Annotated in this window: 12 protein-coding genes; all 12 read right to left on the reverse strand. The window is 69.3% G+C overall.

Going from position 1 to position 14,512, the window contains the following annotated elements:
* Positions 1-177: 177 nt before the first annotated feature.
* Positions 178-2,796, reverse strand: a complete 2,619-nt coding sequence (gspD, locus tag J7I44_RS10545; RefSeq protein ID WP_209620142.1) for a type II secretion system secretin GspD — start codon at positions 2,794-2,796, stop codon at positions 178-180.
* 3 nt (positions 2,797-2,799) lie between these two features.
* Entirely contained in the window at positions 2,800-3,624 is an 825-nt protein-coding gene (locus tag J7I44_RS10550; protein WP_209620145.1) for a hypothetical protein, read from the reverse strand.
* On the reverse strand, positions 3,621-4,283 hold the full coding sequence (gene gspM / locus J7I44_RS10555; RefSeq protein WP_209620147.1) for a type II secretion system protein GspM: 663 nt from the start codon (positions 4,281-4,283) through the stop codon (positions 3,621-3,623). Before gspM ends, J7I44_RS10550 begins: the two co-directional genes overlap by 4 nt.
* Positions 4,280-5,446 (reverse strand): PilN domain-containing protein, encoded by a 1,167-nt coding sequence (locus tag J7I44_RS10560; protein WP_209620149.1) that lies wholly within the window; start codon positions 5,444-5,446, stop codon positions 4,280-4,282. The genes gspM and J7I44_RS10560 overlap by 4 nt, the downstream gene beginning before the upstream one ends.
* Positions 5,443-6,291: a type II secretion system minor pseudopilin gene (locus tag J7I44_RS10565; RefSeq protein ID WP_209620152.1), complete on the reverse strand. Its 849-nt coding sequence runs from the start codon at positions 6,289-6,291 to the stop codon at positions 5,443-5,445. Before J7I44_RS10565 ends, J7I44_RS10560 begins: the two co-directional genes overlap by 4 nt.
* Entirely contained in the window at positions 6,288-7,070 is a 783-nt protein-coding gene (locus J7I44_RS10570; protein ID WP_209620155.1) for a type II secretion system protein GspJ, read from the reverse strand. The genes J7I44_RS10565 and J7I44_RS10570 overlap by 4 nt, the downstream gene beginning before the upstream one ends.
* A 50-nt stretch (positions 7,071-7,120) precedes the next feature.
* Positions 7,121-7,582, reverse strand: coding sequence for a type IV pilus modification PilV family protein (locus J7I44_RS10575; RefSeq protein WP_425599754.1), 462 nt, complete (start codon positions 7,580-7,582; stop codon positions 7,121-7,123).
* Positions 7,583-7,650: 68 nt separating this feature from the next.
* Positions 7,651-8,106 carry a GspH/FimT family pseudopilin gene (locus tag J7I44_RS10580; RefSeq protein WP_425599755.1) on the reverse strand — a complete coding sequence of 152 codons (456 nt, stop codon included), beginning with the start codon at positions 8,104-8,106 and terminating at the stop codon, positions 7,651-7,653.
* Positions 8,107-8,189: 83 nt separating this feature from the next.
* Entirely contained in the window at positions 8,190-8,612 is a 423-nt protein-coding gene (gene gspG, locus J7I44_RS10585) for a type II secretion system major pseudopilin GspG (protein ID WP_342451976.1), read from the reverse strand.
* A 108-nt stretch (positions 8,613-8,720) separates the two neighbouring features.
* Entirely contained in the window at positions 8,721-9,938 is a 1,218-nt protein-coding gene (gene gspF / locus J7I44_RS10590; RefSeq protein ID WP_209620164.1) for a type II secretion system inner membrane protein GspF, read from the reverse strand.
* A gap of 212 nt (positions 9,939-10,150) precedes the next feature.
* Entirely contained in the window at positions 10,151-11,881 is a 1,731-nt protein-coding gene (gspE, locus tag J7I44_RS10595) for a type II secretion system ATPase GspE (protein ID WP_209620166.1), read from the reverse strand.
* Between the two features lie 208 nt (positions 11,882-12,089).
* Positions 12,090-14,495, reverse strand: coding sequence for an ESPR-type extended signal peptide-containing protein (locus tag J7I44_RS10600; protein WP_209620168.1), 2,406 nt, complete (start codon positions 14,493-14,495; stop codon positions 12,090-12,092).
* Between the last annotated feature and the right edge of the window lie 17 nt (positions 14,496-14,512).

The following is a 14,512-nucleotide window of genomic DNA, read 5'->3' on the forward strand; positions in this document are numbered from 1 at the left end:
ACCCGCCATCGTTGATGCAATGGCGGCTTAGCTCCTATCCGGTGTCCAAAAAGACTTGACCACTTCAATGTACGGGCCTGCCAGGAGAGAAGGCGCAGCGCGATCCCGCCTATCGATCCTTCGCCCGTTTACGGGGGAAGGTGCCGACAGGCGGATGGGGGTTGCCCTGCGGGGAAACTACTTCCCGCCCGCCATGCACTGCGCGACCCATTTGCGCGCCGTGTCCACGCCCTCGGTATCACCCAGGTGGGTACGCACGCTGGCGATGATCTGCCAGTTGCGCGCGCAAAGCTCGCCGTGCTGTGGGCCATCGCGCCAGGACTGCAGCGCCAGCCGCTGCGCCGCCTCGTAGTCGGTCTGCTTGAGCGCCGCCTCGGCCTGCTGGTTGAGCTGCTCGGGCGAGGCCGGCGGCGTGGGCAGGGGCACGTCGGCCGGCGAGGCGGCCGGCGGCGGCGGCTCCTTCGCCCGCTCCGCCTGCAGCGGCGCCAGCGACTCGAACTTGGTCTGGTACTCGTCGGTGATGCGCTTGGCGTCGTCGCTGGAGCCAATCACCCGCGGCGTGATCAGCACGATCAGCTCGGAGCGGTTGCGATGGCGGTCGGTGCTGCCGAACAGGCGGCCGATCAGCGGAATGCGGTTCAGGCCAGGGATGCCGGTGTCGGTGTTGCCCTCGTCCTGGCGGATCAGGCCGCCCAGGAGCACGGTCTGGCCGCTCTGCACGCCGACCTGGGTGGCGATTTCGCGCTGCTGGATGGTGTAGTTGCCGTTGGTGTCCTTGGTACCCGGCACGCTCACCTGCTGCTTGATGTTGAGGTAGACCAGGCCACCTGGATTGATGCGCGGCTGCACGTCCAGGATCACGCCGGTGCTGATGTACTGCACTTGTCCGACGGTGGTCGGATTGTTGTCGGTGTTGGTTCCCAGGCCGGTGGTGAAGAAGGTCTGGTTGACCGGGATCTCGTCGCCCGCCTGGATGTGCGCCACCTGGTTGTTCATCACCACCAGCGAGGGCGCCGAGAGCGTCTTGACGTTGCCATTGGTCTCCTGCGCGTGCAGGGCGACCTGCAGATTGTTGTTGAGGAACGAGTAGAAGAACGAATCACCGGTCGGGTTGTAGGTCATGCCACCCTTGCCGAACGCCCACTGCTGCTGGTTGCCCGGCTGGCCCGGGGTGACCCCGCCGCTGCTGTTGGGGGTGCCGCCAACGAGGCCTTCCAGGTACCACTGCACGCCAAACTGGAATGCGCCGGTGAGCTGCACTTCCAGAATGCGCGTCTCGATCTGCACCTGCAGCGGCACGGTGTCCAGGCGCTGGATCGCGCCCTCGATCTCCGCCCACTGGGACGGTCGCGCGCGCACCAGCAGCTGGTTGTTGGAATCGACCGAGGAAATCTTGATCGAGCCATCCGAGGAGCTGTACTGCTGGTCGTTCGCCGAGCTGCTGGCATTGGCCAGGCCACCGCTGTTGCCGAAGCCGCCGCTGCCGCCGAAGCCGTTGCCCTGGCCGCCCATGCTGCTGTCGTTGCCGTTGAGGCCCGACAGGCCACTGCTGCCGCCGGTGTCGTTGCCGCCCTTGAAGCTGCCCGAACCACCGGCGATGCCACCACTGTTGCCGAAGCTGCCGGCGGTGCTGCCCATCGCGGTGCCGTTGGCGTTGTCGGCGTTGCCCAGCGTGCCGGAGTTGAGACCCGGACCGACTTCACCGCCGCTGCTGCCGCCGGCCGAGGCGTTGGTGTAGATCTGCGCCAGGTACTTGGCCAGGTCCGAGGCCTTGATGTTGCGCACGTCGTAGACATAGAGCTGTGGCTCGTTGCCACCGCCGCGGTCGATGCGGGCGATCCAGTCGCCCACTTCCTGCAGGTAGTCCGGCTGCGTGCTGATCACCACCAGCGCATTGGTGCGCTCGATCGGGATGAAGCGCAGCATGCCCGCCAGCGGGCTGTCGCCCTGCTTGCCGAAGATCGCATCGAGCTTGGGCATCAGCTCGGACACGTTGGCCCGTTGCAGGCTGAACACGCCCACCGACATGCCCTTGAGCCAGTCGACGTCGAAGGTGCGGATGGTGCGCGCGTAGTTGTCCAGTTCCTGCGGCGAGCCGGCGAGCACCAGCACGTTGCGTGCCGGATCGGCCAGCAGGATCGAATCCGGTCGCGCGAACGGCTTGATCAGCTTCTGCATCTGCGCCGCGGAGATGTAGTGCAGCGGGAACAGCCGCGCCTGCATGCCGCCCTGCGGCGCCACCGCGCCGAGGCTCGGCGACACGCTGCCGGCGATCGCGTTCTTGGCCGGCATCACCACATAGCTGTTGCCCTGGCGCACCAGCGCGTTGCCGGTCCAGGACAACAGCGTCTCCAGCACCGGAAGTGCCTGGCTGGCGTCGATCGGCTCGGAGGTGGAGAAGGAAATGTTGCCCTGCACGCCGGGCACGATGGTGTAGTTCTTCTTCAGGAAGTCGCCGAGGATGGCCTTGACCACGGCCTGCACCGGCTGGTTCTCGAAGTTGAAGGTCACCGCGCCTTCGCCATGCGCGGCCGGCCGTGGCTTGGCCAGCGCCTGCGGGTGGATGAACTGTCCGGTGCCGGTGTCGATCTGCGGTTGCGCGCTGGTCGCTCCGGCCGGGCCGACGTTGTTGTTGAGTGGCAGCGGCGCGGGCGCGGGCTTCTCGGTACCGGCGACGGCCTCGCGCTGCAGCGCGTAGTCGTCGCGCGGCTGCGGCATGCTGGAGCAGCCGACAAGCCAGACCGTCAGCGCAATGGCGCCGATCCGGGACATCCGGTGCAGGGCGTTGGGGAACATGGTTCAGCGATCTCCTTCGTGAGCCTTCGCGGCTGCCTGTTCGGCGCGGCGTTTCTGGATGGCTGCCTTGAGCTGGCGCAGGCGATCGGCCTGGCGCTCCTCGTTGGTCATTTGCATGCGGGCCGGCGCACCGCCGCGAAGGCCCTGGCCGGCCGTGCCACCGCTGGGCGGGGCATTGTCGTCATCGTCGCCGTTGTCCTGCGGCGCACCGGTGTCGGGCTGGCCTTGCGGGTTGCCGTCCTGGTCGTCCTCGGGCGCCTGCAGGTGATGCGAGCGGTCGATGACTTCGTCCGGCAGCTCAGGGACGGACGAGGCTTCGGCCGGGTTGGCGCGTACCTGGTCGATCGGCACGCCGGCCGGCAGTTGCAGCTCGACGCGGCCACTGGAGGAATCGAACACCGCCGAGCGGGGTTTGACCTCGACCAGGGTCCAGCTGCCGTCGGGCAGGCTGGCGCCCTCTTTTATGCGCAACTCCTGGTTTTTCTCCGCCGCGCGCTTGTTGCGCAGCAGCGCCATGCGCAAGGTCGGCGTGAGGATGATGCCGGTCAGCTGCATGTCGCCGAGTTGGCTGCTGCCGCTGGCAGCGTGCGCCACCGGCTTGCGGTCGGGGTTGAACAGCGGCTGCTGCCACACCGGCGCGTAGTGATCCAGCGGCACCGGTGGCGGCAGCGTGGCGGCATGCTGGGCCGGCAGCGGCGCCGCCGCGTGCGGCGGCGCCCAGCGCACGCCACGGCCGACGCCGGCCAGCAGCGCCAGGAACAGCACGCCCAGCACCACCGTGGCGGCGACCAGCGGCACGGTCAGGCGACGTTGCGCGGCGGCATTCATGGCTCCTCTCCGCTGTCAGCGCCGACCGTGTCATCGGCAGGTACCGGCGCGGCAACCGCCTGCCCGTGCGACGGGCGCACGTAGCCGGACAGGGTGAACTGGATCTCCAGCACCGGCTGGTTGCCCTGCTGCGCGGCGACCGGATTGCGGTAGATGCTCAGGTCGTCGACGAACAGGTAGGGCGTGCCCTGCTCCAGCGCATTGAGCACCGCCACCAGCGGTTCCATGTCGCAGCGCAGACTGATGCTCACTGCCGCCTTGCGATAAGGGCTGGCGTCGTCGTCCGGCGGGTTGGGCAAGGGCATCTTCTGGGTGACTTCGCAGGCGCCGCCGGCCGTGTGCGCGCCCACGGCGTCGACCACCCGCTGCATCAGCCCGGCGGAGGCGGCGTTGGGGTCGCTCTCGGGCAGGAACGCGGCACTGGCGGCCTGGCCGGCACCCAGTTCGGCGATGCGCTTTTCCAGCGCCGGCTTCTCGGCAATGGCCGCCGCGTAACGGCTCTGGGTGTCGCGCAGGTCGCCCATCTGCGCATCGACCGCGCGCAGCGGTGCGACGAACCACCAGTGGATCAACAGGAAATACACCAGCACCAGTGCCAGCACCAGCAGCAGCACGGCGGCGATGCGGCTGTCGCGCGGCTTCAGTTCCAGCTGCCTCATGGCTGCGCCTCCGAGGCGGCGCTGGCCGGCGTCGCGGGCGCGGCGCTGCCGGCCTGGCGCAACTGCGCCACCATGTAGAAGCGCTCCTTGCCGCTGGCCGGATCAGGCTGGATGCTGCCCTGGAAGTTCGGGTCTCGCACGATCTTCGAATCCTTCAGCGCATCGATCAGCGCCGCGGCCTGGGGCGCCTGGCCCTGGAAACCCACCTGCCCGCTCGGGTCGACGCTGAGCCGCTCCAACCAGGCGCTCTGTGGCATCCGGCGGGTGAGGTCGAGCAGCAGGTCGAGCATGGTCACGCGGTTCTGCTTGCGCCGGACCAGGAAGCTGGCCGCGCCGGCGTTGTCCTGCAGTTCCTGGCGCAGCGCGGCGACCTGTTGCGCCTCGGCCTGCATGTCCTGCACCTGCACCTGCATGGCGGCGAGGGCCTGTTCGCGGTTGTTGAGCCATTGCGCCAGTGCCAGCACCAGCAGCAGCACCGCCGCGGCGGCGAGCGCGAGGTTCAGGCGCTGGCGCGGGTTGGTGCGATACGGCACGCGTGCCGGCGGCAGCAGGTTCACCCCAAGCCGGCCGGTGCCCTCGGCCACGTCCACCGCATCGACGCGGATGCCGGCGCCTTCGAGCTCGGTCAGCAGCGGGTCGAGCGTGTCGCGCGGCACCGCCACCAGTTCGGCGAAAAAGCGACCGGCCGGGGCCGGCGTGTCCAGTTCGAGCACGGCGTAGTGGACCTGCTCGACGCGGAAAGGCGTCTGCCGGTCCATCTCGAACGCGCCGACCTGCTGCAGGTTGTCGGCCGCCGCGCGGGGAAGCAGCAGGCGCCGGCGCAGGACCGCGCTGGCCGGCAGCAGCAGCGCCAGACGCAGGTCTTCACGGTCGGTTTCGCGCACGGCCGCCGACAGGGCAGCCTGCTCGATCGCCGCCTCGGTGCCGCGCGGCCATTGCGCGCGCACTTCCGATTCGCCGGTGCGGCGCAGCTCCCAGCGCCCGTCGGTGCGCTGCAGCAGGTACCACTGCGCGCCGCCGCCGAACAGCCGGCCCCACGAAGCCGGCAGCAGCGCGCCGAGTTCGGCGAACCACCAGGCGAAGAAGCGCGGCAGCGGCGAGGCGCGCCAGGCACGGCGCGCGCGGTCCAGCTGCGGTCGCAGCGATTGCGTTGCGTTGGTCATTCGCGGTCACCCTCCCGCCAGTGCAACACCGCGTAAGGCTGCGCCCCCGGACGAACGCCCTGCAGGCGTACGGTGGCATGCAGCACGGCGCGCGTGCCGTCGGCCATCGTGGCCTCCGAGCGAATACTATGCGTCACTCCATTGCCCGCGAACAGGGCGGCCACGCCCGGCCGCGTGTTCTTTCGGGCAGCCAGCACCTGCGCGACCCGCTCGGGCGTCATGCCCGGGATCGCGCCCAGCGCCAGCGGCTGGGCGGTGTTCGGATCGGGGCTCTCGCGGCCGGACCAGATGGTGATCGCACCGGCGATGGTGCGATAGAGCGCGGGTGTCATGCCGGCCACCTGCTGCAGTTCCTCGATGCTCAGGAACGGCGAGTGGCGCGGCTGGTAGCCGTTGGCCGCATACACCTGCGCGCCCACTTTCTGGCCGGCGCTGAACTCGCGCCAGTCGACGACCGCGCCAGCCATCTTCTGCGCCTGGTCCGGACGCAGGCCGGCGGCGCGGAACAGACCCTGCAGCACGATCGGCGAGGCACTGTTCAAATCCACCTTGCCGCCCTCGTCGACTGCGCTGACCTGTACGGTGGCACCGTCGAAACGGAACGTGTACGGCCGGCCATCGGCCTGCCAGCGCTCGGCCAGGCGCGGGTCCTGCAGGCTATAGACGGCGCGGGAGAGGCCGGCCTCGGCCGCGTAGTGCGCTTGGGCCTGGGCGAACTGGAAGCGCGCCTGCAAGCCCTCGGTACGCGCGGTCATCGCGTAGCCGCCCAGCATGATCGCCAGCAGCGTGCAGGCCCACAGCACCAGCAACAGCGCGACGCCGCGCTGGCCACGACGCGCGCTCATGGCTGCCTCCAGGCGAGGTGGGGGCCGGCAACCTCCAGCATCGCGAACTGGCGCTGGTTGGCCGAGGCGTCCACGCGCAGCGGTACGGTCAGTTGCGGCCAGTAACCGACCCCGGGCAGCTTCAGATCGATGCGCACCAGCTGCGGCAGGCGGTCGCCCTGGCGCCAGTCGTTGCGCCACGCACCGGGGCGGCCCCGCTCATCCACCCCGCGGTAGTGGAAGGCGGCATCGCGCACGTCCTCCAGAAGCACCTGCGGCGGGCCGGGCTTGAGCGGTTCGCCGGTGGGCGGCAGCAACGCAAAACGGACCTGCAGGCGTTGGCCGCCCTTGCCGTTGTCGACCAGTTCGAGCGTCTGCACCTGCGGCCCGAGCTTGCCCAGGTAGCCGGGCAACGGGGCGACGAAGCTCATCGTGTCGGGCTCGCCGCGGAAGAAGATCGCCTCGTCGTTGTCGGGGTTCTTGCCCAGCTGCTGGGTCATCGCCTGCGCCAGTTCACTGCGCAGGAACTGCTGCGCCGAGCGCACTGCGTCCAGCCGCTCCACCGCCGCAGTCCCCGATTGCACGCTGTGGGAGGCGGTGCGGATACCGGAGTAGACGCCGACCAGCAGCAGCGCAAGCAGCGCCAGTGCGGCGAGTGTTTCGAGCAGGGTGAAGCCGCTGGCGCGCGTTGCTTGCCCGGCATGCGGGATTCGGGATTCGGGATTCGGGAAGGCGGCCCGTGGTGGGCGCCGGGCATTCGGGACTCGGGATTCGGGATCCACCGGGGTGACCGGCCGCATGCGCATGCGCGCCCTATCAAGTCCCGAATCCCGCGTGCCGGATACCGTCCTCACGACCCCGCCCCCTGCGGCTGCGGGCCGCCGACACGCAAGGTGCTGAAGCGCGCGCTGTAATCATGCCCGGCGCTCTTCCACATGACGTTCAGCTCGAGCCGGTAGAGCTTGAGCGGCGAGGCCGGCGCGCGCGGCTGTGGGCCGTTCGCCTGCGCAGTGGTCGGCGGCTGGAACGGTTGCACGTCGAGCTGCCAGCGATAGCGCTCATCGAAACGACCGCTGCTGCGGCCGACCCGGATCGGCTCCAGCACGAACGCACTGTCGAGCAGGCTGCGCGCCCACATCGCCGCCTCGCTGCGTTCGGCCGAGCGCGCGGTGAGGTTGAGCGAGCTGCCGGCCACGCGCATGAGCGAGGCGAAGGTGATCGCCAGCAGCAGTACGGCGGCGATCACTTCGAGGAGGGTGAAGCCCCTGGCGCGCTTCGCGCGGCGGGGGATGGGGAATGGGGAATGGGGAATGGAAAAGGCATGCGGCTGGCGCTTGCGCGCCCTGGCGATTCCCCATTCCCCATTTACGATTCCCGTGGTCACGACGTCACCACGCTCACCGCGCCGGTCAGCCAGGCCACGTTGACCTGCCAGCGGCGCTCGCCGCGCTGCAGGGTGATGTGGCCGCCGGTGGAGCTGCCGTCGGGAAAGAAGCGGATGCGGCCAGTGTGGTTGTCGGGCTGGTCCTCGCGTGCGCTGGTGATGGACAGGCGCATGCCCCTGGGCAAGGCCACTTCCCTGCCACCGGCCGCCTGGTAGCTGGCTGCTTTCGTGTCCAGCTCGAAGGTCTGTTCCTTGCCCTTGACGATCGCCTGCGCGCGCGTGGCACGCAGCGCGGCAGCCAGTTCCACGCTGGCCGCACGCGTGCGTGCGCTGGCCAGCCCCTGCGTCACCGACACGGCAGCCGCCGCCGCGGCGATGCCGATCAGCAGGATCACCGCCAACATTTCGAGCAGGGTGAAGCCTCTGGCGCGCGCGCGCCGGCGACCGGGGATTAAAGATTCGGGATTCGCAAACGCGGGCGGCCGGCGCTTGCGCGCCTTCCCGAATCCCGAATCCCGAATGCCGAATCCCGACATCATTGCCAGCTACCGATGTCCTTGCTGTAGCCGTCGCCGCCGGGCTTGCCATCCTGGCCGAAGAACACCAGGTCGTAGCTCCCATGCTCGCCGGGCGCCTTGTAGCCGAACGCATGGCCGAACGGATCGACCAGATCCGACGGCTTGGCGTACGGGCCCTGCCAGTTCGGTGCGTTCGGCGGCTTCTTGACCAGCGCGTCGAGGCCGGCCGGCGGCGAGCCGTTGTCGAGCGAGTAGTTTTCGATCTTCTGGCCGAGCGTCATCAGCTGCGCCTTGCCCGCGCCGTACTTGCCCTTGTCGACGCTGCTGCCGACCTGGCGTACCACGATCGCGCCGATGATGCCGATCAGCACGATCACGGCGAGCATTTCGAGCAGGGTGAAGCCGCGGGCGTGCGCGGCGCGGCGCTTGGGATTCGAGATTCGGGATTTCGGATTCGCAAGAGCGGGTGGTTGGCGCTTGCACGCCTTAACGAATCCCGGATCCCGATTCCCGAATCCCCGTGCCTGGTCAAGCATAAGTGTCTCCAATTACTGAATGTTCGAGGTCAAACTCAAAAGCGGCAGCAGAATCGCCGCCATGATGATCGCCACCAGCACCGTCATCACGATCGTCAGTGCCGGCACCAGTGCGGCCAGCAGGCGGTCGATCGCGCGCTTGGATTCGAGATCGAAGGTGTCGGCGACCTTCAGCAGCATGCTGTCGAGCTGGCCGGCTTCCTCGCCGACCTGCACCATTTGCAGCGACAGTCGCGGAAAGCGCTGCGAACGCGCCAGCGCAGCGCTCAGGCCGCCGCCGCCCTTGACCTGTTCGGACGCCTGCGCGAGCGCGTCGTCGAGCGCGGTATTGCCGGTGACCTGGCGCGCGATGCCGATCGCGGTCAGCAGCGGCACGCCGTTCTTGAGCAAGGTGCCCAGCGTGCGGGCGATGCGCGCGGTCTCCACTTTCAGCAGCAGCGGGCCGATCACGCGCAGGGTCAGCAGCCTCGCATGCCAGGCCATGCGCAGCGCCGGATCGCGCAGGCGTGCGCGCCACACGGTGACGCCGACGATCAGCACGATCAGCAGCAGCCACCACCAGGTCTGCAGCACCTGGCCGATGAACAGCACCACCCGCGTGATCAGCGGGATCGGCACCTGCATGTCCTGGAAGATCGGCACGAACTGCGGCACGACGTAGGCCAGCAACAGCACCAGCGAGCCGAGCACGCCGATCATCAGGAACGCCGGATAGATCAGCGCGTTGATGATGCTGCCGCGCAGTTGCTGGGCGCGTTCGAGGTACTCGGCCAGGCGGCGCAGGGTGTCCTCCAGCGAACCGCCGGCCTCGCCCGCGCGTACCAGCGAGATGTACAGCCTGGGGAACACCCCGTGCTCCTCTTCCAGCGCCTGCGACAGCGTGGTGCCGCCGCGCACGCGGTCGCGCACGCGCTCGACCAGCCGCTTGGCGCGCTCGGCCTCGGGCAGTTCCATCAGGATGCCCAGCGCCCGGTCCAGCGGCTGGCCCGCACCGAGCAGCGTGGCCAGCTGATGGGTGAACTGCGCCAGCTGGTCGCCGGTGAACGGGCCGCGTTTGAGCAGTGCGGCGAACGCCGAGCCTTCGCCCATGGCGTCGGCGGGCCGGGCTTCCAGCGGCGTATGGCCCTGGTCCTGCAGGCGCCCGATCGCCTCCTCCAGGCTGGGAGCCTCGATCTGGCCGTCCAGCATTTCGCCGGCGGCACTGATGGCGCGGTAGCGGAACTGCGCCATCTCAGAGCCCTTGCCGATACGGCTCCCTCTCCCCGGCGGGGAGAGGGCTGGGGTGAGGGGCCACGGCTTGCGGGAAAGGATGAGTGAAACCCGGTGCGCCCTCAAATGCAAAAGCTGCAGGCGTACTGATCAGGATCCGGGCGAGCCCCGGTCCCTCACCCCAGCCCTCTCCCCGGTGGGGAGAGGGAGCAAGGGTGCCGGTCCGCATGGCATCAGCCTTCCTGCGTGACACGCAGCACCTCCTCCAGGGTGGTGACGCCGGCGACCGCCTTGGCGATGCCGTCTTCGTACATCGTGCGCATGCCCTCGGCGCGCGCGACGCGCTCGATCTCGCTGGCGTCGGCGCGCTGCATCACCAGTCGGCGCAGCGGTTCGCTCATCACCAGGAATTCGACGATGGCGCGGCGGCCGCGGTAGCCGGTGGGGTTGGCGGCGCTGCTGCCGGGCTTCCATAGCCGGATCGGCCGTTCGTCGGTGTATTTCTCCAGCTCGAACTCGGCGATCACTTCGGGCGTGGGCTCATAGGGAACCGCGGTCTCCGGATCGAGCCGGCGCACCAGGCGCTGCGCCAGGATCGCGTTGACGGTCGAGCCGAGCAGGTAATCCTCGACCCCCATATCGAGCAGGCGGGTGACGCCGCCGGCGGCCGAATTGGTGTGCAGCGTGGACAGCACCAGGTGGCCGGTGAGTGCGGACTGGATCGCGATGCGGCAGGTTTCCAGATCGCGCATTTCGCCGATCATGATCACGTCCGGGTCCTGGCGCATGATCGAGCGCAAGGCATTGGCGAAATCCAGTCCGATCTGCGGCTTGACCTGGATCTGGTTGATGCCTTCGAGCTGGTATTCGACCGGATCTTCGACGGTGATGATCTTCACGTCCGGCGTGTTGATCCGCGACAGCGCCGTGTACAGCGTGGTGGTCTTGCCCGAGCCGGTCGGGCCGGTCACCAGCAGGATGCCATTGGGGCGCTCGAGCACTTCCACGAAGCGCTTCTCGAACGCGGGCGTGAAGCCCAGCGACTCAAAGTCGAACTCCACCGACTCGCGGTCCAGGATACGCATCACCACCGACTCGCCATAGGCCGTTGGCACGGTGGACACGCGCAGATCCAGCTCCTTGCCCTGCACGCGCAACTGGATGCGCCCGTCCTGCGGCAGCCGGCGCTCGGCGATGTTGAGCTTGGCCATGATCTTGACGCGGCTGATCACCGCTGCGGTCGAGGACGATGGCGGCGCCTCCACTTCGTGCAGCACGCCATCGATGCGATAACGCACCTTCAGGCGGTTCTCGAACGGCTCGATGTGCACGTCGGAGGCGCGCTGCTCGACCGCGCGCTGCAGGATCAGGTTGACCAGGCGGATCACCGGCGCCTCCGAGGCGAGGTCGCGCAGATGCTCGACGTCGTCCTCCTCGCTGGCCTCGCCGCCGAGGTTCTCCACGATCGTGCCCATCGCCGAACGACCGCTGCCGTAGTAGCGCTCGATCAGATCGTCGATTTCCGAACGCAGACCGATGCGCAGCGCGACCGGCCGGCCGGCGGCCAGTTCGACCGCCTGCAGCGGGTAGGGATCGGCCGGGTCGGCCACGACCAGCGCCAGGTCGTCTTCGCCCTCGCGCACCGGCACCACGTGCTGCTGCTTGAGGAAGCGCAGGGAAAGCTCGGGCTCGGCCGGCGGCATTTCCGGCGCGTCGCGCGCAGCCAGCAGCGGCACGCCGAGCAGCTCAGACCAGCCTTCGGCCAGGTCGCGCTCGGACACCAGACCCAGCCGCGCCAGCAGCGCGGTCAGGGTGCCCTCCGGCGCCTCCTCGTGGAGGCGGCGCGCGCGATGGAGGTCGCTGTCCTTGAGGTTGCCGCGCGACACCAGGAGTGCGCAGACCGCCGCTTCACGGTCGTCCACGGAGAGCGCCCAGGTGGCCGCGGGCGTTGGAACTGCCGACATGCAGTGTCTCCCGCCAGTCACGTCAACCCGTCAACACCCCCCGCGTCGACGAGAAAAAACCATTGGTAGCACATCCCCCGGCCCGGGCGCGAGCGCGCGGCGGGAGATGCCGTGGAACTTCCGACTAACATCACGCGCACAAGTTCAGCGCAACGTGAAACGGCCGGCGCCTGCATGTGCGCCGGCCGTTCCTGGTCTTGCCGGGTGCTTACCAGCCCACACCCAGGCCCACGCCGCCGGAGGTTTCGTCGCCGCTGACCGCGGCGCCGAAGGTCAGGCTGGCATGGGAGGACAACTGGCGCGAATAGCCCACCGCCAGCGCACCCCGGTCGTGGTAGCCGCCCACGCCCACGCCCAGCCGGTTCGGGGTGTCGATCCCCTGCGTGCTGAACGCCATCTGCGCCATCGCCGAACCCATCGCACCGACCTGGTCCAGGCGGGTGTTCACGCTGCGGAAGCGGTCATCGACCTCGCGACGGAAGTTGCCCAGGTCCAGCGCCACGTTGGCCAGCTTCTGGTCCGCATAAGCCTGCGCGCGGGCCAGTGTCTGGCGGTCGCCGGCGTCGGCGTAGGTCTTGGCCGTGGCGATCGCCTGGTCGACCTGTCCGGTGTTGGCGGCGTCCGTGGCTTGCGTGCCCGCCGCGACGTTGACGATCTGCCGTTGCTGGCTGGCCGTGCCCACCGAGACGGTGTTGGCGCGGTCGGCCACCGCGCCCTGGCCGAGGGCGACTGCCCCGCTGGCGCTGACGCTCGCGCTTTCGCCCACGGCCACCGCGTTGGTCGCGCTGGCCGCGATGGTGGTGTTGGCGCCGACCGCCGTACTGCCGTCGGCATTGACGTGGGCATTGCCGCCGATGGCCGTATCGTTCGGGCCGGCCGCATAGCTGTCGCCGCCGATCGCGGTACCGTGGTCGCCCTGCGCCGACGCGGCCGAGCCCAGCGCCACGGCCTTGCTGCCGGTCTGGGTGTTGGCCGCCGTGTCACCGTCCACGCTCAGGTAGGCCATGCCGGCGGTGCTCGACTGAAGGCTGCCCAGTTGCCCCTCGATAGTGGTCACGCGGCCGTCGATGTTGGTCACCTGGTCACCCAGGTCGCTGAGCGCCTGGTCGTTGGCGCCCACGAGATCGGCGACCGCGTCGAGCTGACCCTTGTTCACCGCGTCGGTTGCGTAGACGCCATCGCCCACGTTGGTGATGCGCCGCTCGGCCCCCGCGGCACCGACCGACACCGTGTTGTCCTGGTCGGCGTACGAACCGGCGCCCAGCGCGACGCTGTTGTCGGCCGGTGCATACGCACCCGCGCCCAGCGCCACCGCGGCCGCGCCATCGGATTCGCTGCCGTCGCCGACGGCGACGCTGTCGGCATTCGACGCGATCGAACCGACGCCCAGCGCCACCGAGAAGTCGCCCGAAGCCTCGCTCTGCACACCCGACGCGAGACTCGCGTAACCGAGGGCGCTGGCGCCATAACCGTAGGCGCTGGCGAACTTGGCGGCCACGCTGAAGCTGCCCAGCGCGTTGGCGTAGCTGTCGGCGGCAAAGCTGTCCAGGCCGATGGCGATCGACTGGCTGCCGAAGGCGCCGGTGTTCGGGTCGCCCTGGGAGCCGATGGCGATGCTGTAGGTGCCCTGCGCGAAGGCATCCGCACCGACAGCGGTAGCCGTACCGGCGAGCGCCTGCGCGTTGTTGCCCACGGCGGTGGCCTTGTCGGCGGCGGCAAGCGCGCTGCTGCCCAGGGCCGACGCGGCCGTGCCCTGTGCCCAGGCGCCATTGCCGCTGGCCATGGCGAAGTTGCCCAGCGCAGTGGCCTGGTAGCCGTTGGCCATGGCGCCGGTGCCGGAGGCGTAGGCCAGCGAACCCAGTGCGATGGCGCCCTCGCCCGTGGCAGTGGTGGCTTCGCCGGACATCAGGTCCGGATCGCCGCCGCCGATCGCGATGGTGCCGCGGTCGGTGGCTTGCGCATTGGCGCCCAGCGCCACGCTCTGGTAGCCGTCGGCCCCGGCATTGGTGCCGCCGGCGAACGAACCCTGACCGGTGGCGTAGGCGAGCGAACCGACCGCCGTGCTGTCGACGCCATCGGCGCCCGCGCCGGCGCCCAGCGCCGTGGCACCGAAGGCACTTGCCTCGGTGCTGTACTCGGTGCCGTCGTAATCGGTGTAAGTGCCACCCACTGCCGTGGCGCTTTCGTCCGTGGCCATGCTGTCGGTGCCGACGGCCACGCCATAGAGCGCAGACGCATAGGAACGGGCGCCCATCGCCAGCGACCACGACCCATCGGAATAGGCATTCTCGCCGACGGCGACCGAACCGTGCCCGGCCGCGTTCGCATAGAGACCCAGCGCGGTCGCATAGAAGCCCGCACTGGCGTTGTGGCCGCCAGCGGTGCCGCCTTCGAGCACGGACGGGTCGATCAATACTGCGTCGGTACCCGGATCGGCGGCGAAGACCGCCGTTTGCGCCGGGCTCGCCACGGCGACCATCGTCATGGCTGCGCCCAGCACCAGTGCGCGAGCGCGTCCGCCGGAACTCCGCTTGCCCTGGCTACGCGCCAACTCCGAGGCGACCACGACCATGCGGCGCGCCCGATTCCAGACCTTGCTGTGGATTTTGTTCACAAGCCTCTCCCTGTCCG

Source organism: Frateuria flava (assembly GCF_017837635.1).
Taxonomy (GTDB): domain Bacteria; phylum Pseudomonadota; class Gammaproteobacteria; order Xanthomonadales; family Rhodanobacteraceae; genus Frateuria_A; species Frateuria_A flava.

Bases quoted from the DNA above. Each gene is read 5' to 3' on its own strand.
- gspD (WP_209620142.1), bottom strand. From the start codon at position 2,796: ATGTTCCCCAACGCCCTGCACCGGATGTCCCGGATCGGCGCCATTGCG.
- J7I44_RS10550 (WP_209620145.1), bottom strand. From the start codon at position 3,624: ATGAATGCCGCCGCGCAACGTCGCCTGACCGTGCCGCTGGTCGCCGCC.
- gspM (WP_209620147.1), bottom strand. From the start codon at position 4,283: ATGAGGCAGCTGGAACTGAAGCCGCGCGACAGCCGCATCGCCGCCGTG.
- J7I44_RS10560 (WP_209620149.1), bottom strand. From the start codon at position 5,446: ATGACCAACGCAACGCAATCGCTGCGACCGCAGCTGGACCGCGCGCGC.
- J7I44_RS10565 (WP_209620152.1), bottom strand. From the start codon at position 6,291: ATGAGCGCGCGTCGTGGCCAGCGCGGCGTCGCGCTGTTGCTGGTGCTG.
- J7I44_RS10570 (WP_209620155.1), bottom strand. From the start codon at position 7,070: ATGCGGCCGGTCACCCCGGTGGATCCCGAATCCCGAGTCCCGAATGCC.
- gspF (WP_209620164.1), bottom strand. From the start codon at position 9,938: ATGGCGCAGTTCCGCTACCGCGCCATCAGTGCCGCCGGCGAAATGCTG.
- gspE (WP_209620166.1), bottom strand. From the start codon at position 11,881: ATGTCGGCAGTTCCAACGCCCGCGGCCACCTGGGCGCTCTCCGTGGAC.